Source organism: Sphingomonas aurantiaca, assembly GCF_003050705.1.
In the GTDB taxonomy this organism is placed as follows: domain Bacteria; phylum Pseudomonadota; class Alphaproteobacteria; order Sphingomonadales; family Sphingomonadaceae; genus Sphingomonas; species Sphingomonas aurantiaca.
This window is the reverse complement of the sequence record NZ_QAOG01000001.1, coordinates 926,550-949,990: the sequence shown is the minus strand read 5'-3', so window position 1 is coordinate 949,990 and position 23,441 is coordinate 926,550. Positions and strand designations below refer to the sequence as shown.

Genomic DNA, 23,441 nt, shown 5'->3' with positions numbered 1-23,441 from the left:
GGGAATGGGACGGACGCCCCCTATCATTCCCAATGCCCCACCCCCATCTTCCCCTCACGAAAAAGGGGTGCCAATGACCGAACCGATCCTGTCCGTCGCGGGCGTCACCAAGACCTACAAGAGCGGTACCACCGCGCTCCACCCCGTCGATCTCGACATCCGCAAGGGCGAGATCTTCGCGCTGCTCGGCCCCAACGGTGCGGGCAAGACGACGCTGATCAGCATCATCTGCGGCATCGTCACGCCGACCGCCGGCACGATCAAGGTCGCGGGCTTCGACGCGATCCGCGACTACAAGCAGGCGCGCAGCCGCATCGGCCTCGTGCCGCAGGAACTCAACGTCGACATGTTCGAGACGGTGCTCGCCACCGTCACCTTCAGCCGCCGGCTGTTCGGCCGCTCGGGCCACAGCGCGTATATCGAACAGGTACTCCGCGACCTGTCGCTATGGGACAAGCGCCACGCCAAGATCATGGAATTGTCGGGCGGGATGAAGCGCCGCGTGCTGATCGCCAAGGCGCTTAGCCACGAGCCCGAGATCCTTTTCCTCGACGAGCCCACCGCGGGCGTCGACGTGGCGCTGCGCCGCGACATGTGGAAGCTCGTCCACCGCCTGCGCGAGGGCGGCACGACGATCATCCTGACGACGCATTATATCGAGGAGGCCGAGGAGATGGCCGACCGGGTCGGGGTCATCAACAAGGGCAAGCTGCTGCTGGTCGACGACAAGGCGGCGCTGATGAAGCAGCTCGGCAAGCGCGAACTCGACGTGTCGCTCCAGGATCCGATGACCGCGATCCCCGCCGAACTGGCGGACTGGGATGTATCGCTACAGGACGACGGCAAGCGCCTGCGCTACGTGTTCGACGCGCAGGCCGATCACACCGGCATCCCCTCGTTGCTCCGAAAGCTCGCCGAACTTGGCATCGGCTTCAAGGATCTCGAAACCAGCAAATCGAGCCTCGAAGACATCTTCGTCGATCTCGTCGGAGAGCGCGCATGAATATCCCCCTCATGAACTGGCACGGCATCTGGGCAATCTATCGCTTTGAAATGGCCCGTGCACTCCGCACCTTGTGGCAGAGTCTAGTCACCCCCGTCCTCACGACGTCGCTTTATTTCATCGTCTTCGGCGGTGCGATCGGCAGCCGGATGCAACAGGTCGGCGGCGTCGGCTATGGCAGCTTCATCGTCCCCGGCCTGATCATGCTGTCGCTGCTCACGCAGAGCATCTCGAACGCGTCGATCGGGATCTACTTCCCCAAATTCACCGGCACGATCTACGAACTGCTCTCCGCGCCCGTCTCGGCGATGGAGATGGTGATCGGCTATGTCGGCGCGGCGACCACCAAGTCGGTGATCCTCGGGCTGATCATCCTGGCGACCGCATCGTTCTTCGTGGATCTGCGGATCGAGCACCCGCTCGCGATGATCGCGTTCCTGGTCCTCACCGCGGTCGCGTTCAGCCTGTTCGGGTTCATCATCGGCGTCTGGGCCAACGGCTTCGAACAGCTGAACTTCGTCCCCGCGCTGCTGATCACGCCGCTCACCTTCCTCGGCGGCGCGTTCTACTCGATCGACATGCTGCCTGAGCCCTGGCGTACCGTCAGCCTGTTCAACCCGGTCGTCTATCTCATTAGCGGCTTCCGCTGGAGCTTCTTCGGGCAGGGCGATGTCGCGGTGGGGATCAGCCTCGCGGTCACGGCGGGCTTCCTCGCCGCATGCCTCATCGTCATCGCGCTGATCTTCAAGACCGGCTGGCGGATGAAGAACTGACAGAGCCGACGGTCGAAAGACCACCTCCCCGGCGGAGGCCGGGGCCCAATTGGTGAGGCCGTAATAACGAGACGCAGTCTCTAATCAGCGGCACTTCCCAACTGGGCCCCGGCCCCCGCCGGGGAGGTGCAAGCAGCTACAAGCCTTACCGCATCACCGGCAACGTAACCCGCGATCCTGCACAGACCTTCTGCGTCGCCTTCACATAATCGCCCTGCTTCGCCCGCGCGATGTTCGCCACGAACGATTGCGGGTTGCGGTCGATCATCGGGAACCAGCTCGACTGGACCTGCACCATGATCCGGTGCCCCGCCTTGAACACATGGTCATGGTCGCGCAGCGGCACGTCCCACGCGACGACCTTTCCCGGCACCAACGGCTGCGGCGCGGTGTCGCTGGCGAGGAACCGCCCGCGCCGCACCTCCATCGCGATCGGCAGCTGATAGCCGTTGAGCGTCCTGGCATAGTCCCCCGGCTGCGCGGTCTGGCCGTCGAACGGCGCGGTATCGTCGGGCAGCACGTCGATCAGCTTCACCACGAAATCGCTGTCCGTCCCGCTCGTCGATGCCTGCAACGTCGCCGACAGCGCGCCCGTCACCGTCAGGTCCGCGTCGAGCGATTCGGAGACATAGCCAAGCACGTCGGGGCGATGATCGACGAAGCGCTGGTCGTCGGCCTCCCACCACGACCAGTCAGGGCTGGCATAGGTCGCCGACATCGGCCGCCGGCGGAACGGCACCGGGTTGGCGGGATCGGACACATAGTCGCGGCACCCCTCGCCTGCCGCGGGCGCAGTGAACGACAGGCTGCCATCGGCATGCAGATAGAGGTTCGTCGGCTTCGCCCCCGCCGGCGGCCACGCGGCATAGGTCTTCCACGCGTTCGATCCCGACTGGAACATCCTGGCGGCAAAGTCGGGCCGCGGCCCCTTGCCGTGCAGCCAATAGGCGAAGAACGGAGCCTGGATCTGCTCCTGGAACTGCGTGCCGCTGGGCGTTCCGATCGGGATCGGCCCCAGATGATCCGCCACCCCCTGCCAGCCGCCATGCCGCCACGGCCCCGCCACCATCTGCGCCAGATGGTTCGGATCGTTGCGCTTCTGCCGCGCGTAGATCTGCCACGAGCCCCACGGATCCTCCTGATCCCAGAACCCCGCTACGTTCAGCGTCGGTACCGTCGTCTCGCCGAGCGAATCCGTCCAGCGCTGCCCGGTGTAGAAGGCGTCGTGGTTCGGGTGATCGAGCAGCGCGGTGAACATCGGCACCCGCCCCTTGAAGACGGTCCGGTCAATCGCCTCCGCCGACCCCTGTTTCAGGAAATAGTCGTAGGTGTCGCTCGGATACGCAAAGTCCGAATTCTTCGTTTTGTCGAGCTGCAGCGACGACACCCAGTCGGTCGCATAGCTCAGCCGCAACGCGCCGTTGCGGTGCAGGTCGTCCGATTGCCAGTAATCGATCCACGCCGCCTGCGGGCTGACCGCCTTCAGCGCAGGATGCGGCTTGGCCAGCGCCACAGCCGCCGCGAACCCGGGATAGGACACCCCCCACATACCGACCTTGCCAGAGTTCTCAGGGAGCGTCTTCACCAGCCAGTCGACCGTATCATACGCATCGGTCGCCTCGTCGACCGCCTTGGGATCGTTCGGATGCACCGCGGTCGACAGCGTGAAGACGCCGTCCGACTTGAACCGCCCGCGCATCGACTGGAACACGAAGATATAGCCGTCCTTCATCAGCGGCCCGAAGCGGCTGGCGCTGGCGAACGGCGCGTCGGGCACCCCGTAGGGCGTGCGCTGGAGCAGGATCGGCAGCGGGCCGGTGACCCCACGCGGCCGCATGACGACGGTCTGCAGCCGCGCGCCGTCACGCATCGGCACCATGACCTCCTGATAGGTGAAGGGCGCTGGCTGCGGGGCCTGCGCACCCGCCTGCCCCGCCCCCGCTTGCGCGACGGTGGCGCCGGGTACCGCGGCGGTGATCGCCAAGGCGAGCAGGAGGGCGTGGCGTGACATCGGTGTCCCCTTGATGAAACCAGCGGCGATTGGACGAACCCGCGCCGGCGAAGTCAAGCCGCGCGCCACGCGCCGCCCAGCGCCGGGCGCAGGACCAGCGAATTGAGATCGATCAGCGCGTGCAACAGCATCGCCAGCCACAACGACCCGGTCATGAGGTAGACCGCCGCCATCAGCGCACCGACGATCGTCGTGGCGATCACGCCCGCCCACCCCTGATAGCGATGCATCGCCCCGAACAGCGCGATCGCGATCCCGAACGCGACGACCGCGTTGCCGGTGACGAGCACGAGCAGCAGCGGCAGGAACAGCCGGAACGCGAGTTCTTCGGAGATACCCGCCGCGATCGCCATGACCGCGGCATGCGCGAGTTCGGGGCGATTACGCGGGAGAAGCGACCCGACATTGGCGATCGGCTTCTGACCCCGCCCGCCGCGCCACATCGCGAAGAGCGCGCCGAGCACTAGCCCGCCCAGCGCGCCGCCACCCATCAGCCCCAGCAGCGCGGCACGATCCTCCCCCTCAAACGTCGGCAGCCAGAGGCGCAGATCATCGAATTCGACCGGAATGGTAACGAGCGCGTCGAGGCGCCCAAGCAGCGCGAGCCCGACAAGCGCCGGCAGCACGAAGCCGATCCCCGCCTTGCCGATCCACAATCGATAGGTCCGCTGGCGCGATGCAGTATCGGGCCGCCGCTTGACCCGCCGATACCCGCGCAGATCGCCCTTGAGAAACCAGCGCAGCGCGCCGAGCGTGAGGAGCAGGAGAGCCATCGGAACGATCATGCCGGCACTCCCACCGCCCATACGCCCCCATGCTACCGCCTCTTAGTCCGCAAAGGCGAACGCCAAGCCTTGGTCTTTGCAAAGCCGGTAGCCCAGCCCCACCTTGTTCGCCCGCGAAGGCGGGAGCCCAGTCTGGATCCCCGCCTTCGCGGGGAAACAGGATGGTAGTCCGCAACCCCAACCCCATACTTCACCCCGGCGGAGGCCGGGGCCCAAATGGAACGTCCGGAGTAACGAAGCGCATCGCTACGTTAGCAACGGTCCCCAATTGGACCCCGGCCTCGGCCGGGGCGGTGCTCACCTATCGACGAGGCCAGCACCGGGGCGGTGCTCAAATGCCAATGAGGCGAAGCCCCCAGATCAATCCGTCCGATGCTCGCCCTTGACCCACCGCACCGTCCCCGACGACGCGCGCATCACGACGCTCTCGGTCGTCATCTTGCCCTTCTTCCGCTTGACGCCAGCCAGCAGCGAGCCATCGGTCACGCCGGTCGCCGCGAAGATGCAGTCGCCCTTGGCCAGCTCGGACAGGTCATACTGCTTGTCGAGATCGGTGATCCCCCACTTCGCCGCACGGCCGCGCTCATCGTCGTTGCGGAACAGCAACCGGCCCTTGAACTGCCCGCCGACGCAGCGCAGCGCCGCGCACGCCAGCACGCCCTCGGGCGCGCCGCCGGAGCCCATATACACGTCGACCGTCGTCTCGGGATCGGACGTCGCGATCACGCCGGCCACGTCGCCGTCACCGATCAGCATCACGCCGCACCCGACCGAGCGCAGCTCGGCGATCAGCTTTTCATGACGCGGGCGATCGAGCACGCACACGATCAGGTCGCGCGCGGGCACGCCCTTGGCGGCCGCAACCGCCATGATGTTCTCGGTCGGCGTCTTGTCGAGATCGATGATGCCCTCGGGATAGCCCGGGCCGACCGCGATCTTGTCCATATAGACGTCGGGGGCGTTGAGCAGCCCGCCCTCTTCGGCGATCGCCAGCACGGCAAGGCTGTTCGGCCCTGCGGTCGCGCAGATCGTGGTGCCTTCGAGCGGATCGAGCGCGATGTCGATCTTCGGGCCCTTGCCAATCGCCGAGCCGACCTTCTCGCCGATGAACAGCATCGGTGCCTCGTCGCGCTCGCCCTCGCCGATGACGACGGTGCCGTCCATGTACAGCGAGTTGAGCGCCTCGCGCATCGCCTCGACCGCGGCGGCATCCGCCGCCTTCTCGTCACCGCGCCCGACGAGCGTGGAGGCGGCGATCGCCGCCGCCTCGGTCACGCGGACCATTTCGAGGACGAGTACGCGGTCGAGAACCTGGCTGGCAGCAGCGGTCAAAGTCTATCTCCTCGGTATGTTTCGTACCGGATAGGCAGCCCCCGCCACGTTGTCGACCCGATCAGTCCCTCAGCAGGTCGTTGATCGAGGTCTTCGAGCGCGTTTGCGCGTCGACCCGTTTGACAATCACGGCGCAGTACAGCGCGGGCTTGCCGTCTCCGCCGCCGATCGAGCCAGGCACGACCACCGCATACGGCGGCACTTCGCCCTTGAAGACCTCGCCGGTCGCACGATCGATGATCTTGGTCGACGCGCCCAGATACACGCCCATCGACAGCACCGCGCCCTCGCCGACGCGCACGCCCTCGGCGACTTCGGCGCGCGCACCGATGAACGCGCCGTCGCCGATGATCACCGGGTCCGCCTGGAGAGGCTCGAGCACGCCGCCGATTCCCGCGCCGCCCGACAGATGCACGTTCTTGCCGATCTGCGCGCACGACCCGACGGTCGCCCAGGCGTCGACCATCGTCCCCTCGCCGACATAGGCGCCGATATTGACGAAGCTCGGCATCAGGATCGCACCCTTGGCGATGAAGCTGCCGCGGCGCGCGACCGCGCCCGGCACGACGCGGATGCCTGCCGCGCGGAACTCGGCATCGCCCCAGCCCGCGAACTTCGACGGCACCTTGTCGAACGCAGGCGCACCCGCCGAGCCGCCGTCGATCACGACGTTGTCGTTGAGCCGGAACGACAGCAGCACCGCCTTCTTCAGCCACTGGTTGACCTGCCAGCCATCTGCCGTCGGCTCGGCGACGCGCGCGGTGCCCGCATCGAGCATCGCCAGCGCGGACTCGACGGCGTCGCGCACTTCACCCTTGGTCTCCAGCCCGAGGTTCGCGCGATCGTCCCAGGCGGCGTCGATGATGGTCTGCAAGGTCATGATGTCTCCAGGATGGTTTCGAGCCAGGGTGCGAGCACCGGCACGGTAAAATCGATATGATCGCGCGCCGCTTCGGGCGACTGTTCGGAGCCGTTGTCGATCCACACGGTCGTCATCCCGATCGCCTTGGCCGGCGTCAGGTTGCGCGCCATGTCGTCGGCGAACAGCGATTGCGCCGGATCGATATCGAACGCAGCGCAGAACCCGGCATAGGCCGATGCATGCGGCTTGGGCATCAGGTTCATCGCGTGAATATCGTGGATCGCCTCGAAGCTCTCGCTCAGGCCCAGCCGGTCGAGGATCCGCGTCGCGTAGGGCGTGTCGCCGTTGGTGAAGACGAGCTTGCGCCCCGGCAGCTTCGCGATCGCGGCGACCAGCGGCGCGTCATGCTCGATCACGTCCATCTCGATATCGTGGACATGCGCGAGGAACGCGTGCGGATCGACGTGATGCTCGGTCATCAGTCCCGACAGCGTCGTGCCGTGATTGTGGAAATACCCCTTCTGCACGCGCCGCGCCTCGTCGTGATCGAGCCCGAGCAGGTCCTGGATGAACCCGGTCATCCGCGCGTCCACCTGCGAGAACAGGTTCGCGCTCGCCGGGTACAGCGTATTGTCGAGATCGAAGATCCAGTTGCGGACATGGTCGAGGCTGGCAAGCATGGCGCGAACCTCTAGGCACCGCAAACCGAGCGGGCAAGTCGGCTCCGGCAGCAGCGGTCTTTACCCCCACCGAGTTTACGTTCGCGTAACACTTTGTAATCCAGTAGCCTTACGGGGCAAAACGGGTACGACTCATGCGACGCTTCAAGGCCGGCCTGCTGCGATCGGCGCCAATCGCGACAGGGCTTCTCCTCGCCGGCTGTGGCGGCGGCGGCGGCGGCGGCATCAACAGTACGCCGACTCCGCCCTCCGCGACGATTCCAGCACCGACGCCCACGCCCACGCCCACTCCGGCTCCGACGCCCGCCCCTACGCCAACCCCGACCGCCAGCTACGACACCGCCGAATATCGCGCGACGGTCGGCGCGGTCTCGATGAACGCGCTCGCCGCCTATCGCGTCGGCGCGACGGGCAAGGGTATCGGCGTCGGCGTGATCGACAGCGGCATCGACCTGCAGAGCCAGGAGTTCGGCACCCGCGTCTCGTCCGCGTCGCAGGCCGTCGCCGGCAACAGCTCGATCGACGACGAGGGCGGCCACGGCACCGCGGTCGCCTTCACGCTCGCCGGACGCCGCAACGACGCGGGCACGCACGGTGTCGCGTTCGACTCGACGTTGATCGTGTTGCGTGCCGATCGTCCCGGCACCTGCGCCACCGCGAGCAAGGACGACGAGGATTCGGGCTGCAAGTTCGGCACCGACGCGATCACGCGCGGACTCGACGCCGCGCGCACCGCCGGCGCAAAAGTCGTCAACATCTCGCTCGGCGGCTCCGACATGCCGCAGAGCCTCAAGGACGCGGTCGGCCGCGCCACCGCCGCCGGCCTCGTCGTCGTGATCGCCGCGGGCAATGACGGCTCGACCAATCCCGATCCGTTCACGAACGTCGCCAGCGAGGCGCAGGGCCGCAACCAGGTCATCATCGCCGGCTCGGTCGGCGCCGGCGACGGCATTTCGAGCTTCAGCGACAGGGCCGGCACCGGCGCCGCGCATTTCCTGACCGCAGTCGGCGAAAGCGTCCGCGCGCCCGACCAGACCGACACCGCCGCTCTCTGGTCGGGCACGTCGTTCGCCGCGCCGCAGATCTCGGGCGCGGTTGCGTTGCTGGCGCAAGCCTTCCCCAACCTCACCGGCGCGCAGATCGTCGACATCCTGTTCAAGAGCGCGCGCGATGCCGGCGCGCCCGGCGTCGACTCGGTCTATGGCAACGGCGTGCTCGACCTGACCCGCGCGTTCCAGCCGCTCGGGACGACGTCGGTGGCGGGATCCAAGGCGGTCGTCTCGACCACCAGCAACGCTACGCTCTCCGCACCGATGGGTGACGCGACGCAGGGCGAACTCGGCGCGGTGATACTCGACGGCTACAGCCGCGCCTTCGCGATCGACTTGGCCAAGACGATCGCGCGCCGCAGCCCAGACCGCTCGCTCGGGTCGGCGCTCCAGTCGCGGTTCCGCAACGTCGCGCTCGCGCAGGGCGGCATGAGGGTATCGATGACGCTCGCCCCGCGCAGCAACGGCGACGTCGCGCTCGACCGGACGACGCTCTCCACCACCGACGCGACCAGCGCGCGCGCGATCGCGGGGATGGTGACGCAGAAGCTCGGCAGCACGCTCTCGTTCGGCTTCGGCTTCTCACAAGGATCTGGCGCGCTGGGTGCGCAGCTCTCTGGCCAGTCCGAACCCGCCTTCCTGATCGCCAATACCGGGAGCATGGGCTTCGACAGCAGCACGCGCGCCTCGAGCGCGATCCGGCAGAGCGTCGGCGAATTCGGCTTCACCGCAGGACTCGAGAATGGCGACGTCCTGACGCAACGCGATGGCGCGCTGCAACTGCGCCACCGTTGGCAACGCTCGGGCTACACCCGCGCCTCGCTGACGGTCGACCGGCGCTTCGGTGCGCTCGCGACGATGATCTCGGTCACCCGGATGGACGAGCGCGACACCGTCCTCGGCGCGCGCTTCGACGCGGCGCTCGGCGCGACGCGCGCGGCGACGTGGTTCGTCGATGCCAGGGCGCGCCTCGATGCCGGCGCCGGCTGGAGCATCGGCGGATCGATGCGCCAGGGCTGGACGCAGGCGGCGGTGCGCGGCGGTCTCGACGGCGACGGCCTCGTCCGCACCACCGCGTTTGCCGCCGATATCGGCAAGGACGGCGTGTTCGGCCATGACAGCCTCGGCCTCCGCATCGCCCAGCCGCTGCGCGTCGCCCGCGGCGGCGTCGACCTCCGCCTGCCGACCTATTTCGACTACTCGAGCGGCACCGTCACCGACTGGACCACGCAACGCCTCAACCTCGCCCCGCAAGGCCGCGAACTCGACGTCGAGCTGCGCTACGGGTTGCCCGTGTTCGGCGGCGGGCTCGACACGAACCTGTTCTTCCGCCGCGACCCCGGCAACATCGCCGCGCTGCCGAACGACTACGGCATGGCGATGCGGTACAGTCTGGGGTTTTGAGGGCCATTTGAGATCCTCCCCCGCCAAGGGGAGGTGGCAGGCGGCAGCCTGACGGAGGGGGCGGTACGCGAAACGCGTGTTCCGTGTCCTCCCCCTCCGTCACCTTCGGCGACACCTCCACCTGGCGGGGGAGGATTACGGGTCAATCCAACACCACCACTGGATAAGCTACCGCTCGGTACCTATCTCTACTGCATGACACGCTATTCCCTGCTCGATCTCGTCCCCGTCGTCGAAGGCGGCACCGTCTCCCAGGCGCTCGCCAACGCCGCCGATCTCGCGCGCCACGCCGAGAGCGTCGGCTTCCAGCGCTATTGGGTCGCCGAACATCACGGCATGACCGGGATCGCCTCCGCCGCGACCGCGGTCGTGATCGCGCACATCGCCGCGGCCACCAGCACGATCCGCGTCGGCTCCGGCGGCATCATGCTCCCCAACCACGCGCCGCTGACGATCGCCGAGCAGTTCGGCACGCTCGACGCGCTGTTCCCCGGCCGGATCGACCTCGGCCTCGGCCGCGCGCCAGGCTCGGACCAGCGCGTCGCGCGCGCGATGCGCCGCACGCTGGAAACCGACGCCAACGCCTTCCCGCAGGACGTGATGGAGCTGCAAAGCTATTTCGCGAACGACGGCCAGACCGGCATCGTCGCCACGCCCGGCGCGGGCGCGGACGTCGACATGTGGATCCTCGGCTCCAGCACGTTCGGCGCGCAATTGGCAGCCGCGCTCGGCCTGCCCTACGCTTTCGCGTCGCATTTCGCGCCCGATGCGCTCGATGCCGCGCTCGCGATCTACCGCCGCGATTTCCGCCCGTCCGCGCGGCTCGCCAAGCCGCATGCGATGGCCGGCTTCAACGTCTTCGCGGCCGACACCGATGCCGAGGCCGAACTGCTCGCCAGTTCGCAGCAACAGTCGTTCGTCGCGCTGCGGACCGGCAACCCCCGCCAGCTTCCGCCGCCCGTCGCGGGCTACCGCGAGTCGCTCGGCGCGCAGGGCAACCAGATCCTCGGGCATGTGCTGCAATGCTCGGCGGTCGGCAGCCCGGCCACCGTCGCGCGCGGCATCGCGGCGTTCGTCGAGCGCACCGGCGTGGACGAGGTGATGGTGACCAGCGCGATCTACGACCACGACGCGCGCAAGCGGAGCCTATCGATCACCGCCGGCGTGATGCAGGACATGAAGATCGCGGCGTAATCTACCCGCGCACTACCCATGACCACCATCCCGGCGAAGGCCGGGGCCCAATTGGAAAGGTTGGGGTAACGAAGCGCGGCCTCAGTTACGACCGTCCCCCATTTGGGCCCCGGCCTCCGCCGGGGTTGTATCGGGAGTAAGGGCTAACCCTACTCCCCCGCCCATTCCTTCAACAGCGTATACGCGATCGCATAGGGCGGCGGCGGCAGAAACGGCCCGTCCTCCCCCCGCAGCACCGCGCGCACCATCTCGCGTGGCACCCACATCGCGTCCTCCAGCTCGTTGGTATCGAGGGTGATCGCGTCGTCCTCGGCTTCCGCGACGCACGCCATCATCAGCGACGAAGGAAACGGCCAGGGCTGGCTCGCGATATAGCGCACCTTGCCGACGCGCACGCCCGCCTCCTCGACGATCTCGCGCGCGACCGCTTCCTCGATCGACTCGCCCGGCTCGAGGAACCCGGCAAGCGCCGAATAGCGCCCCGCCGGCCACCCCTTGCCGCGCCCGAGCAGCGCGCGCCCGTCATGCTCGGCGATCATGATCACCACCGGATCGACACGCGGGAAATGCTCGGTCGCACACGCCGGACATTTGCGCGCCCAGCCAGCCCGGAACACGTCAGTCGGCGACCCGCATTTCGCGCAAAAGCCATGCCGGACATGCCAGTCGATCAGGCTTCGCGCCGCCGCATAGGTCGCCGCCTCGCCCGGGGCCAGCGCGCCCAGCACCGCCATCAGCGCGGGCGACCGCATCGCCGGCGCGGTATCGACTCGCATCCCCGCCAGCAGCGCGGCGAAATGCGGCCGGCCCTCGTCGTCGAGCCCAAGCAGCATCGGATAAGCATCGTCGGGCAGGTCGGCCATCGACGTCCACGCCAGCCGCCCGTCGTCGGTCACCCCCGGCAGCAGCCCGTCGAGCACCAGCAGCCGCGCGCGCCAGTCGCTCCGCGCCGCCGCCAGCGCCTCGGCATCGTGCCGCATCGCATCGACCCGGTCGAGCGTCCCGCCCGTGAAACCCGGTGCCTCCATCACGCTCATCGGCGCAACCTCGCCGCATCCTGCATCAGCGCCGCGACCACCTGCTCGCGCAGCGGAATCCGGTCCGCCGGGAAGTAATTGACCATCACATTGCCGCGCGACCGCTTGAGCGGATCGACCCACGCGATCGTCCCCGCCGCACCGCCCCAGGCATAGGTGCCCTTGCCCGGGCCGTTCGGCGTCGTCGCCAGCACCACCGATCCGCCCGCGCCAAAGCCCATGTTGCTGCCCTTCGTCCCCCCGGTACCGCCGCTCACGCCGCCATAGGTGACGCCCGACGGCAACAGGTTCGACGTCGCCAGCGCGATCGTCTCCAGCTTCATCACGCGCACGCCGTCGAGCGTGCCGCCGTTCTGGATCATGTGCAGGAACCGGTCGTAATCGCGCGCCGACATCACGAGGCCCGCGCCGCCATAGGGAAAGCTCGGCTTCTGCAGGAACACCGACGTCGCGGCGGGATCGAGCGGCGTCCGCGTGTCGCCGACAAACGCATAGTTCGTCGCAAGCCTGCCAACCTCGCTCTGCGGCACCTGCCAGAAGCTCGACTTCATCTTGAGCGGATCGAACAGCCGCGTCTGCACGAACCGCTCGAAGCTCATGCCGCTCGCGACCTCGATCACGCGCCCCATCACGTCGAGCCCGATCGAATAGCTCCACTTGGTGCCCGGATCGGCGATCAGCGGCAGCGTCGCGACACGGTTGGCGAACTCCTCCAGCGACGTCGGCCGGACCAGCCGCATCTTCTCTTCCATCGCCGCATTGACCGATGCCGGCAGGATGCCGCGCCGCTCATATTCCTTGAGCAACGCCCCCTTGGTGATGATCGAATAACCGAGCCCGGCGGTGTGCGTCAGCAAATTGCGGATCGTGATCGGCCGCGTCGCCGGGCGCGCGTCGAGCGACGTGTCGGGGCTGATCGCCACCTTCATGTCCTTGAACGCCGGGATATATTTGCTGACCGGATCGTCGAGGTTGAGCTTGCCGTCCTCGATCAGCATCATCGCCGACATGCCGGTGATCGGCTTGCTCATCGAATAGACGCGCCACAGGCTGTCCGGCCCCGCCGCGGGAGCGCCCGCATCGTCGCGGATCCTGCCCGCCGCCGGGAACAAGGTCGGGCCGTCGCCGACGCCGAACGCGCCAACGATCCCCGGCATCTTGTCCTGCGCGACATAGCCGTCGAACAATGCGGACGTGGCGGGCAGCAGCGCCTTGACCGGGATCGTCATCCGAGGCGTCGGCCGGGCCTGCGGCGTGGGTGCAGGCCGGGGCTGCGCCTGTTGCGCATAGGCGGTCGCGGCAGCCAGCGCGGCGAGGCCGCCGGTCGAAATCCAGTGCACCAGTTTCATGCAGCTCTCCGTATGGCCCAGTTTCGTATGGCTTGGCCGGCTTTTGCGAAAACGGTCGGGAGCCCGGCGGTATCCAGGTCGTCGATCGGCCACCATTCGCTTGCCGTTGGAACGCGGGATTGATGCGCCTCGACCGTCGCCACCGCAAGCGTCAGTTGCAGATCGAAATGGGTAAAGCCGTGCGCGACGGTCGAGTCCAGCATCCGCCACTCCGCCTGCGCCGGCGCGTCCTCGAACCCCGGTGGGCCCTCGCCCCAGGGCCCGGTCGGAAACGCGCGCATCCCGCCGAGCAGCCCCGTATCGGGCCGCCGTACCAGCAGCACCTGCCCGTCGCGTTCCAGCCAGAAGATCGTGCCGAAGCGCTGCGGCTTGGCCGCCTTCTTCGCCTTGACCGGCAACCGCTCGGGTGCACCCTGCCTGAACCCCTCGCAATGCTCGCGGATCGGACACAGCAGGCATTTCGGACTGCGCGTCGTGCACGTCCCCGAACCCAGATCCATCATCGCCTGCGCGAAATCGCCTGCGCGCGCGTCGGGCGTGATCGAGTCCGCCGCCGCCCGAATCGCCGGCCGCGCGCCCGGCAAAGGCGTCTCTATCGCGAACAGCCGCGCGACCACCCGCTCGACATTGGCATCGACCACCACCGCGCGCTCGCCGAACGCGATCGCCGCCACCGCCGCCGCGGTATACGCGCCGAGCCCCGGCAGTTCGCGTAGCTCAGCCTCGGTCCGCGGGAACACGCCGCCATGCTCGGCGACAACGGCCTTGGCCGCCTTCACCAGATTGCGGGCGCGCGCATAATAGCCGAGCCCCGCCCACGCCGCCATCACATCGGCATCATCCGCCGCCGCGAGGCTCGCGAAATCCGGCCAGCGCGCGGTCCACGCCAGGAACCGGGGCGTCACCGCGGCGACAGTCGTCTGCTGCAACATCACCTCGGACAGCCACACCCGGTACGGATTGACGATCTCTCCCGGCTTGGCGCGCCACGGCAGGTCGCGGCGATGCGCATCGTACCAGTCGAGCAGGGCCGTCGAGACCGAAGAGCGCTTGGCGTTCACGCGTCGCCTATGGCATGGGTTTGCGGATGAGCAAGCCGCCCGTTTCCCTGCCTAAAGTTGCGACGCCCAAGCCGGCGACGAAGCGCGTGAGGGGCAAGACCGATCCCGACGCCCCGCGCGAGAACCGCTCGCGCGCGGTCGCCGAGCTGCTGCCGGCGATCGGCGGCGCGGCGTTCCGGCGATTCGGCTTCGTCCAGTCGTCGATCGTCAGCCGCTGGCCCGATATCGTCGGCGCGAAGCTCGCGGGCGCCAGCACCCCCGAATCGATCCGCTTCCCGCTCGGCAAGAAACAGGACGGCGTGCTCACGCTGACCGTCCGCGGCGCGCACGCGCCGATGATGCAGCACATCGCGCCCGAGATCATCGAGCGCGTGAACCGCTTCTTCGGCTACGCGGCGATCGTGAAGGTCGCGATCCGCCAGGGCGACGTCGCCGCCCCCGCACCCCGCCGCGCCCCGCCGTCGATCCGCCCGGTCCCCGTCGATCTCGGTGCGAGCCTGAAGGGCATCGCCGATCCGGAACTGCGCGCCGTCCTCGAATCCCTCGCCGCCGGAGTCGCCTCGACGCACGGCCTTCCCAGGATCAACTGATGCGCGTCCTCCTTGCCGTCTTCGCCCTCTTCCTCCTGACCGGCGCCGCGCCGAAACGCGACTGGTCGCAGACCGCGCGCATCCTCCCGTCGGGCGCGTATCTGATCGGCAACCCCGCCGCGCGCGTGAAGCTGGTCGAATATGCCAGCTACACCTGCTCGCATTGCGCCGACTTCTCGGTGAAGTCCGAGCCCGTATTGAAGCGCCAGATGATCGCCTCGGGCTCGACCAGCCTCGAGGTCCGCAGCTTCATCCGCGACCGGCTCGATCTGGCGGCGGCGATCCTCGCGCGCTGCACCGGACCCAAGGGCTTCTCCGCCACCTCGTCCGCGATCTTCGCTGCGCAGCCGCAATGGCTGGAGCGCGGGATCGAGTATCAGCAGGGCAACGCCGCACGTCTCGCCATGTACCCGGCCGCCGCGCAGGTCCGCGCCAACGCCGACGGCTCGGGCCTGACCGCGATGGTCAAGGCGCGCGGGCTGTCCGACGCGGCGATCGACGCGTGCTTCGCCAACCAGCCCGAGATCGACCGGATCGTCAAACTGACCGCCGACGCGCCCAAGGAGATCGACTCCACGCCGACCTTCTACCTCAACGGCAAGATCGTTCCCCATGTCGGCTGGGACCAGCTCGAACCCGCGCTGCGCAAGGCCGGCGCCCGCTAATTCATCCGATCCTCTGGAGTACCCCCATGAAGTTCCTGACCACGCTCGCCGTCCTGCCGCTCGCGCTCGCCGCCTGCTCGAAGAATGATTCCACCGGCAACGTCGACACGCCCACCGCCGCGCCCGTCGCCGCCACCGCTGCGCCCGCCGGCCAGAACTGGACCGAGACGGTCGTGAAGACCCCCGAGGGCTATCTGATGGGCAACCCGAATGCGGCCATCAAGCTCGTCGAATATGGCGCGCGCTCGTGCCCGACCTGCGGCGCTTTCGGCCGCGAGGCGTACAAGCCGCTGACCGAGAAATATGTCTCGACCGGCAAGGTGAGCTTCGAATTCCGCGACTTCCTCGTCCACGGCGCGCCCGACGTCGCGCTGACATTGCTCGGCCAGTGCGGCGGCGTCGCGCCGTTCTTCCCGATCCTCGAGCAGATGTACGGCAACCAGATCGCGTTCCTCGACAAGCTCCAGGCGATGACGCCCGCGCAGCAGCAGGAGCTCGCCAACCAGCCGCCGACGGTCGTCGCCACCAAGCTCGCCGAACAGATGGGCGCGATCGATTTCGTCAAGCAGCGCGGCATTCCGGAGGCCAAGGCGCGCGCCTGCCTCGCCGACCAGAAGCAGCTCGAAGTGATGGCCAAGCCGACCGAAACCGCGATGCAGGCCGGCACGGTGACGGGCACGCCGACCTTCCTGATCAACGACAAGAAGCTCGACCAGGTCGTGAGCTGGGATCAGATGGAGAAGGCGCTGAAGGCGGCCGGGGCGTAAGACACCGTCAAACTGCTCGGACGAACACCCCCTCCCCGTTCGTCCTGAGTAGCCGTCGAGTAGCTGCAACGCAGCGTATCGAGACGGCGTATCGAAGGACAGGTTGGCGCGTCCAACCCTGCTTCGATACGAGCCCTCGATACGCTCCTGACGGAGCTACTCGGCCTCTACTCAGCACGAACGGATTGGGTAGGGACCGAGCCAGCGTGGTGCGCCCCTTCCCTTGTTCTCCCGCGAAGGCGGGAGCCCAGTCTGGGTCCCCGCCTTCGCGGGGACACAAGTTTTACGCTTGGGCTCAGGCTAAGGATCAACACGGAGTCGTAGGGGGGAGGCGCAAAAATGCAGATCAAACGCCTCCGCATCACCGGCTTCAAGAGCTTCGTCGACCCCGCCGATCTCCGCATCGAACCCGGCTTGACCGGCGTCGTCGGCCCCAACGGCTGCGGCAAGTCGAACCTCCTCGAAGCGCTCCGCTGGACGATGGGCGAGGCCAGCGCCAAGTCGCTGCGCGGCGCGGGCATGGACGACGTCATCTTCGCCGGCACCGCGACCCGCCCGCCGCGCGACTTCGCCGAAGTCTCGATCCTCGCCGAAATAAGCGGCGATGAACGCGAGATCGTCCGCCGGATCGAGCGCGGCGCCGGCTCCGCCTACCGGATCGACGGCCGCGATGTCCGCGCGAAGGACGTCGGGCTGCTCTTCGCCGACGCCGCGACCGGCGCGCACAGCCCCGCCCTCGTCAGCCAGGGCCGGATCGGCGCGGTCATCGCCGCCAAGCCCGCCGACCGCCGCGCGATGCTCGAGGACGCCGCCGGAATCGCCGGGCTCCACGTCCGCCGCAAGGACGCCGAGGGCAAGCTGCGCGCCACCGAAGCCAATCTCGCCAAGCTCGACGAGATCATCTCCGACCAGGACGCACGCGCCGCCACGCTGAAGCGCCAAGCGCGCGCCGCCCAACGCTACCGCCTCCTCTCCGCGCAGATCCGCGTCGCCGAGGCGCGCACGCTCTTCTCCCGCTGGCGCGACGCCGCCACCGCGTCCGACGCCGCCAAGGCCGAAGCCACCTCCGCCGATACACACGTCCGCGCCGCCACCTGCGCCGAACGGAGCGCTGCGACCGACCAGCACCGCGCCATCGAAGCCGTCGCCACCGCGCGCGCCGCCGCGCTCGCCGCGCGCGACCAGGCCGGTGACCTCGCCCACCAACTGGTCACCCTCAAGACCGAGAAGACCAGCGTCGCGCGCAGGGTCGCCGACCTCGCAGCTGCCCGCGCCCGCATCGCCGACGATCGTGCACGCGAAGGCTCGCTCGCCAGCGACGCCGCCACCGCACTTGCCGCCCTCGCCGACGAAGCCAGGACCCTCGACACCGCGATCGCCGACGCCACCGCCGCGCGCCCCGATCTCGACGTCGCGCTGGCCGAAGCCGAACGCGCCGCCCGCGACGCCGAAGTCTCGCTGGCCCAGGCGCTCGCCACGCAAGCGCGCGACGCCGCCGAAGTCCGCGTCGCCACCGCCGCACTCGCCGCCGCCCGGTCCCGCGCCGACCGCACCGATCGCGACGCCGCGCAGATCGCCGCCGCGCTCCGCACGCTCGGCGACCCTGCCCCGCTGGCCGCAGACCGCGAGGCCGCCGCGGAAGCCCGCCGCGACGCCACCGCCGCCGCGGACGCCGCACGCCATGCCATCACCCGTGCGGACACCGACGAAGCCGCCGCCGTCACGAGCCGCGACACCGCCGAAACCGCCTACGCGACCGCCCGCGCCGACCTCGCCGCGATCGACAGCGAAATGGCCGCGCTCACCAAGGCCACGCGGCACAGCGGACGTGATCGCCTGCTCGACCATGTCTCGGCAAGCGCCGGCTACGAACGCGCGCTGGCAGCCGCTCTCGGCGACGATCTCGATACCGGTCTCGACGCCTGGGCCGGCGCCGCGCCCCACGCCGACGATCCCGCAGCCCCCGACAACGCCACCCCGCTCGCAGCATATATCGATGCGCCCCCCGCGCTCGCCCGCAGGCTGGCGCAGGTCTTCGCCATCGACACCGACGAGGGACAAGCCCTCGCGGTCGGGCAGCGGATCGTCACCCGCGACGGGACCTTGCGCCGCTGGGACGGGTTCACCGCCACCGGCACCGGCGCGGCAGCGGCGGAACGCCTCGTCCGCCGCAACCGCCTCGCCGCACTCGAGGCCGAACGCCCCGCCGCGGCCGCAGCGCTCGACCGCGCAGAACAGGCACGCGCCGCAATCGACCACCAGATCGCCGAAACGCGCCGCCAGTCCCAGATGGCCCGCGCCGCGCTACACCGCGCCGAAACCGCCGCGCGCGATGCGGCCCGCAACGAAGACCGCGCCGCCGCCGCGCTCGAACGCCTCGCCGCCCAGCGCGCCGATCTCGACGTTCGCGCGCACCGCATCGCCGACGACGTCGCCGACGCACATGCCGAGTACGCACGGGCCGAGGCGGCGATGGCCGCGGTCCCCGACGGCAGCGCCAACGCGCGCCTCGTCGCCACGCTCCAATACGACGCCGAACGCGGCCGTACCGCGGTCGCGCAGGTCCGCGCCGATCGCACCACGCTCGACCGCGGCATCGCCACCGACCGCGAACGCCTGTCCGCAGCGCAGGCCGACACGCGAAGCTGGCGCGCGCGCGCCGGTGAGGCCGCCAGGCGCATCGCCGACATGGACACACGCGAGAGCGCGCTGAGCGTCGATCTCGCCGCGATCGCCGATCGCCCCGCGCACCTCGACCGCGACATCGCCACGCTGGACGACGCGCATCGCGACGCCCGCGCCGCCGCCGACGCGCTGCTCGCCACCGAACGCGCCGCCGAAGCCGTCACGCGCGCCGCCGATGATGCGCACCGTGCCGCCACCGAAGCGCTCGCCGTCGCCCGCGAAACCCGCGCCGGCGCCATCGCCCGCGTCGAAAACCACGAGGCGCGCCGGCTCGATCTCGGCAAGCTCTCGGGCGAACGCTTCCAGTGCCCCGCCCCCGTCCTCCCCGAACGCCTCGGCTTCGCGGTCGCCGACGTCCGCGCGCCGACCGAAGAATCCGCGACGCACGATCGTCTCGCGACCGACCGCGAACGCATCGGCCCGGTCAACCTCGTCGCCGAAACCGAACTCGCCGCCCTCGAAGACGCGTCGCGCGGCAACGCGGTCGAACGCGACGAACTCGGCCAGGCGGTCAGCCGTCTGCGCGGCTCGATCGGCACGCTCAACCGCGAGGGCCGGCAACGCCTGCTCGCGGCATTCGAGGCGGTGAACGGCCATTTTCAACGGCTCTTCACGACGCTGTTCGACGGCGGCAGCGCGCATCTCGAACTCGTCGATTCGGACGACCCCCTTGAGGCGGGGCTTGAGATCATGGTCCAACCGCCCGGCAAGCGCCTGCAATCGCTCACGCTTCTGTCCGGCGGCGAACAGGCCCTCACCGCGGTCGCGCTGATCTTCGGCCTCTTCCTCACCAACCCCGCACCGATCTGCGTCCTCGACGAGGTCGACGCGCCGCTCGACGACGCCAATATCGAACGCTTCTGCGACCTGCTCGACCGGATGGCGCGCGACACAGACACGCGCTACCTCGTCGTCACGCACAACGCCGTCACGATGAGCCGGATGCACCGCCTGTTTGGCGTGACGATGATCGAACGCGGCATAAGCCGCCTCGTCTCGGTCGACCTCCAGGCCGCGACCGGGCTGATCGCGACCGGATGATGCACGATACCGGCCGGCGATTTTGCGCGATATTTTCGCCGTCACCGCGCTATAATGAGATCATGTTCCTGGACGACTCCAGCATCTGGCCGCGCAAGGAGGAGCTTCCTCCGAAAAGGCCCGTCTATCGCCACGAAAAGGCGCTTACGCGGCTGATCTTCGTCTATCTCGTTTTGCTGCTGATCCTCCCCGTCAGCCTCGGCGGCATGGTCGATCTGATCCGCTATCTGTTCGACTGAACGAGCGCTGTCCTACACGCCGTCGTCCTGACACCATGCGACCACTCGCCCCCAAAATACCGGGGCGGCATCCCTCGTGCAGAAACGCTCCCAGCGTCTATACTTCCTATACTTCACTCTGGCGCCCCGACCGAGAACCACGCCGTCTCAGCGACATAGCGGCATGCCGACAAGTTGATCTCCATCACTCGACACCTTCCGCCACGGAACGTAAGACGAACGAATGGCCCAACTCGACACCCGTGAAAAGCTCGAGATCCTCGCCGATGCGGCGAAATACGATGCCTCCTGCGCGTCGTCGGGGACCGCGAAGCGCAATTCGAAGGACGGCAAGGGGCTCGGCTCGACCGAGGGCATGGGCATCTGCCACGCCTACGCCCCCGACGGCCGCTGTATCTCGCTGCTCAAGATCCTGCTGACCAACAGCTGCATCTTCGACTGCCATTACTGCATCAACCGCAAGAGCTCGAACGTCCGCCGCGCGCGCTTTACCGCCAAGGAAGTCGTCGACCTGACGATCGCCTTCTACAAGCGCAATTATATCGAGGGGCTGTTCCTCTCGTCGGGCATCATCGCCTCGTCCAACTACACGATGGAGCAGATGGTCGAGGTCGCGCGGTCGTTGCGCGAGGACCATCATTTCCGCGGCTATATTCACCTCAAGACGATCCCCGACGCCGACCCCGAGCTCGTCCACCAGGCCGGGCTCTACGCCGACCGCCTGTCGATCAACGTCGAGCTGCCGACCGCGAACGGACTGAAGCGCCTCGCCCCCGAAAAGGACGGCGTCCGCATCGAAACCGCGATGGCCGAGGTCAAGACGTCGATCATCGACGGCAAGGATGCGAAGGCCAAGTACAAGTCCGCGCCGCGCTATGCCCCCGCCGGCCAGTCGACGCAGATGATCGTCGGCGCCGACGCCGCGACCGACGGCGACATCGTGCGCAAGGCGTCAACCTTGTACGACCGCTTCGGCCTGCGCCGCGTCTATTATTCCGCGTTCAGCCCGATCCCCGATGCGAGCGCGGTGCTCCCGCTGCAACGCCCGCCGCTGATGCGCGAGCACCGTCTGTACCAGTCCGACTGGCTGATGCGCTTCTATGAGTTCCAGCCGCACGAGGTGGTGGCGGCCGCCGACGACGCAACCGGCATGCTCCCGCTCGACATCGACCCGAAGCTCGCCTGGGCGCTCAAATTCCGCGGCTCCTTCCCGGTCGACGTCAACCGCGCCCCCCGCGAGCTGCTGCTCCGCGTCCCCGGGCTCGGCGTTAAGGCGGTCAACGGTATCCTGACGAGCCGCCGCTGGCGTCGCCTGCATCTCGCCGACGTCGCCCGCTTGACGGTGTCGATCGCGAAGCTCCGCCCCTTCATCATCGCCGAGGACTGGCGCCCGGTGGTGCTGTCCGACACCGCAGACCTCCGCCCGCTGATCGCCCCCAAGCCAAAACCCAAGCAGATGGAAATGTTCGCGTGACCGCCTGTTCCTCCCCGGCGCGGGGAGGTTTATGCGCGTCGTAACCCTTTCGGAGCAGGACGACTTCGATGGCTGGCGCGATGCCGCGCGTGGTCTGATCGCCGAGGATGTCCCCCCCGACGATGTCGTCTGGCAAGTCGGCGACGAACCCGTCGACCTGTTCGCGACCGTCGCCGAGCCCGCGCCCGCGCCAGCCCCCGGCGCCTTTTCCGTCCCCCGCGCCTTCCTCGATCTCGCCCGCAGCGCGATCCTCGGCAGCGACCCTGAGCGGTTCGCGCTACTCTACACGCTGCTCGCCCGCCTGCGCCGCGAGCCCAAACTGGTCGAGGACCACGCCGACCCGCTCGTCCGCAGGCTCGACCGGATCGCCAAGGACGTCCGCCGCGACATCCACAAGATGCGCGCCTTCCTCCGCTTCCGCGAGGTCGAGGATGAGGGCGCACCGCGCTTCGTTGCGTGGTTCGAGCCCGATCACCACATCGTTCGCGCCAACGCCGCGTTCTTCGTCAACCGCTTCGCCAGCATGCGCTGGTCGATCCTGACGCCCGAGGTCTCGATCCACTGGGACGGCAAGGCGCTCTCGGAAGGCCCCGGCGCCAGCAAGGCCGACGCCCCCGACGGCGATCCGACCGAGGAGGTGTGGAAGACCTATTACGCCAGCACCTTCAATCCGGCCCGCGTCAAGATCGGCGCGATGCTGAAGGAGATGCCCAAGAAATACTGGAAGAACATGCCCGAAACCGCGCTGGTGCCGGGGTTGCTGGCAGCGGCGCAGGCACGGGAGAGCGGGATGATCGCGAGGGCGCGCGACACGGTCGGCGGCAACAGCCTGATCGCGTGGGAGGCGCTGCGCGACGAGGCATCCGGCTGCACGCGCTGCCCACTCTACAAGCCCGCGACGCAGACGGTGTTCGGCGAAGGGCCCGTCGATGCGCCGCTGATGTTCGTCGGCGAACAGCCGGGCGACCAGGAGGATATCGCAGGCCGCCCGTTCGTCGGCCCCGCGGGGCAGATGTTCGACAAGGCGATGGCGGAGGCCGGCGTCGACCGGTCGCGCGCCTATGTCACCAACGCGGTGAAACACTTCAAATTCGAACAACGCGGCAAGCGGCGGATCCATGCCAAGCCGGGGGCCGGTGAGATCGACGCGTGCCGCTGGTGGATCGAGCAGGAGCAGATGCTGATCAAACCGAAGGTGACGGTCGCGCTCGGCGCGACCGCGGCGCGGTCTTTGTTCGGCAAGGTGATGACGATCGGGCGGGAACGCGGGCGGGCGCTGCAACTGCCGGATGGTGGCGAGGCCTGGATCACCGTGCATCCAAGCTATCTGCTGCGCTTGCCCGATCCGGCGCAGGCGGCGGAGGAATATGCGCGGTTCGTCGAGGATCTACGGGTGGTCGGCGGGCGGCTAGCGGGGCTGTAACCCCACTGGCGGCAGCG

The 23,441-nt window shown here is 68.5% G+C and carries 19 protein-coding genes; 11 read left to right on the top strand and 8 right to left on the bottom strand.

Translation table 11 applies throughout. The features are described from left to right. Window positions 1-73: 73 nt before the first annotated feature. Both C8J26_RS04400 and C8J26_RS04395 read left to right on the top strand, forming a co-directional pair. A complete protein-coding gene (locus tag C8J26_RS04400) occupies window positions 74-1,003 on the top strand; it encodes an ABC transporter ATP-binding protein (RefSeq protein ID WP_107956831.1) in 930 nt (309 codons plus the stop codon). After that, entirely contained in the window at window positions 1,000-1,776 is a 777-nt protein-coding gene (locus tag C8J26_RS04395; protein ID WP_425275392.1) for an ABC transporter permease, read from the top strand. Before C8J26_RS04400 ends, C8J26_RS04395 begins: the two co-directional genes overlap by 4 nt. A gap of 145 nt (window positions 1,777-1,921) precedes the next feature. Here C8J26_RS04395 and C8J26_RS04390 read toward each other — a convergent pair whose 3' ends face one another. From C8J26_RS04390 to C8J26_RS04370, 5 genes are all read right to left on the bottom strand, one after another. Continuing rightward, on the bottom strand, window positions 1,922-3,787 hold the full coding sequence (locus C8J26_RS04390) for a CocE/NonD family hydrolase (RefSeq protein WP_107956830.1): 1,866 nt from the start codon (window positions 3,785-3,787) through the stop codon (window positions 1,922-1,924). A gap of 53 nt (window positions 3,788-3,840) precedes the next feature. Next, window positions 3,841-4,572: a CPBP family intramembrane glutamic endopeptidase gene (locus C8J26_RS04385; protein WP_167398770.1), complete on the bottom strand. Its 732-nt coding sequence runs from the start codon at window positions 4,570-4,572 to the stop codon at window positions 3,841-3,843. Window positions 4,573-4,932: 360 nt separating this feature from the next. Continuing rightward, window positions 4,933-5,904 (bottom strand): class II fructose-bisphosphatase, encoded by a 972-nt coding sequence (gene glpX, locus C8J26_RS04380; protein ID WP_082445030.1) that lies wholly within the window; start codon window positions 5,902-5,904, stop codon window positions 4,933-4,935. 61 nt (window positions 5,905-5,965) lie between these two features. Further along, window positions 5,966-6,784, bottom strand: coding sequence for a 2,3,4,5-tetrahydropyridine-2,6-dicarboxylate N-succinyltransferase (dapD, locus tag C8J26_RS04375; RefSeq protein WP_107956828.1), 819 nt, complete (start codon window positions 6,782-6,784; stop codon window positions 5,966-5,968). Then, complete coding sequence (locus C8J26_RS04370) at window positions 6,781-7,446, bottom strand: pyrimidine 5'-nucleotidase (protein ID WP_056411758.1); 666 nt, start codon at window positions 7,444-7,446, stop codon at window positions 6,781-6,783. The genes dapD and C8J26_RS04370 overlap by 4 nt, the downstream gene beginning before the upstream one ends. Window positions 7,447-7,580: 134 nt before the next feature. Here C8J26_RS04370 and C8J26_RS04365 point away from each other — a divergent pair, with 134 nt between their 5' ends. Both C8J26_RS04365 and C8J26_RS04360 read left to right on the top strand, forming a co-directional pair. Beyond that, window positions 7,581-9,899 (top strand): S8 family peptidase, encoded by a 2,319-nt coding sequence (locus tag C8J26_RS04365; RefSeq protein ID WP_107956827.1) that lies wholly within the window; start codon window positions 7,581-7,583, stop codon window positions 9,897-9,899. Between the two features lie 195 nt (window positions 9,900-10,094). Next, on the top strand, window positions 10,095-11,093 hold the full coding sequence (locus C8J26_RS04360) for an LLM class flavin-dependent oxidoreductase (protein WP_107956826.1): 999 nt from the start codon (window positions 10,095-10,097) through the stop codon (window positions 11,091-11,093). A gap of 149 nt (window positions 11,094-11,242) precedes the next feature. On the opposite strand, the gene nudC is transcribed toward C8J26_RS04360, so the two are convergent. Genes nudC through C8J26_RS04345 form a run of 3 tightly spaced genes read right to left on the bottom strand, consistent with a single transcriptional unit; the run spans window position 11,243 to window position 14,507 of the window. Then, entirely contained in the window at window positions 11,243-12,121 is an 879-nt protein-coding gene (gene nudC, locus C8J26_RS04355; protein ID WP_107957072.1) for an NAD(+) diphosphatase, read from the bottom strand. A 5-nt stretch (window positions 12,122-12,126) separates the two neighbouring features. Further along, window positions 12,127-13,479: a serine hydrolase domain-containing protein gene (locus C8J26_RS04350; RefSeq protein ID WP_107956825.1), complete on the bottom strand. Its 1,353-nt coding sequence runs from the start codon at window positions 13,477-13,479 to the stop codon at window positions 12,127-12,129. Then, window positions 13,476-14,507: an A/G-specific adenine glycosylase gene (locus C8J26_RS04345; protein WP_107957071.1), complete on the bottom strand. Its 1,032-nt coding sequence runs from the start codon at window positions 14,505-14,507 to the stop codon at window positions 13,476-13,478. Before C8J26_RS04345 ends, C8J26_RS04350 begins: the two co-directional genes overlap by 4 nt. Window positions 14,508-14,566: 59 nt before the next feature. Here C8J26_RS04345 and C8J26_RS04340 point away from each other — a divergent pair, with 59 nt between their 5' ends. From C8J26_RS04340 to C8J26_RS04310, 7 genes are all read left to right on the top strand, one after another. Next, entirely contained in the window at window positions 14,567-15,130 is a 564-nt protein-coding gene (locus tag C8J26_RS04340) for a DUF721 domain-containing protein (RefSeq protein ID WP_199860826.1), read from the top strand. Beyond that, window positions 15,130-15,795 carry a thioredoxin domain-containing protein gene (locus C8J26_RS04335; protein ID WP_056411768.1) on the top strand — a complete coding sequence of 222 codons (666 nt, stop codon included), beginning with the start codon at window positions 15,130-15,132 and terminating at the stop codon, window positions 15,793-15,795. The genes C8J26_RS04340 and C8J26_RS04335 overlap by 1 nt, the downstream gene beginning before the upstream one ends. Before the next feature lie 26 nt (window positions 15,796-15,821). After that, window positions 15,822-16,562: a thioredoxin domain-containing protein gene (locus C8J26_RS04330; RefSeq protein WP_107956824.1), complete on the top strand. Its 741-nt coding sequence runs from the start codon at window positions 15,822-15,824 to the stop codon at window positions 16,560-16,562. A gap of 339 nt (window positions 16,563-16,901) precedes the next feature. Next, the gene (locus tag C8J26_RS04325; RefSeq protein WP_107956823.1) at window positions 16,902-20,288 is read left to right on the top strand and encodes a chromosome segregation SMC family protein; all 3,387 of its coding nucleotides are present in this window, start codon (window positions 16,902-16,904) and stop codon (window positions 20,286-20,288) included. A 62-nt stretch (window positions 20,289-20,350) separates the two neighbouring features. Continuing rightward, window positions 20,351-20,527: a hypothetical protein gene (locus C8J26_RS20380; protein WP_167398769.1), complete on the top strand. Its 177-nt coding sequence runs from the start codon at window positions 20,351-20,353 to the stop codon at window positions 20,525-20,527. Window positions 20,528-20,750: 223 nt separating this feature from the next. Beyond that, a complete protein-coding gene (locus C8J26_RS04315; protein ID WP_056411772.1) occupies window positions 20,751-22,001 on the top strand; it encodes a putative DNA modification/repair radical SAM protein in 1,251 nt (416 codons plus the stop codon). A 31-nt stretch (window positions 22,002-22,032) separates the two neighbouring features. Next, complete coding sequence (locus tag C8J26_RS04310; protein WP_107956821.1) at window positions 22,033-23,424, top strand: UdgX family uracil-DNA binding protein; 1,392 nt, start codon at window positions 22,033-22,035, stop codon at window positions 23,422-23,424. The last annotated feature ends 17 nt before the right edge of the window (window positions 23,425-23,441 follow it).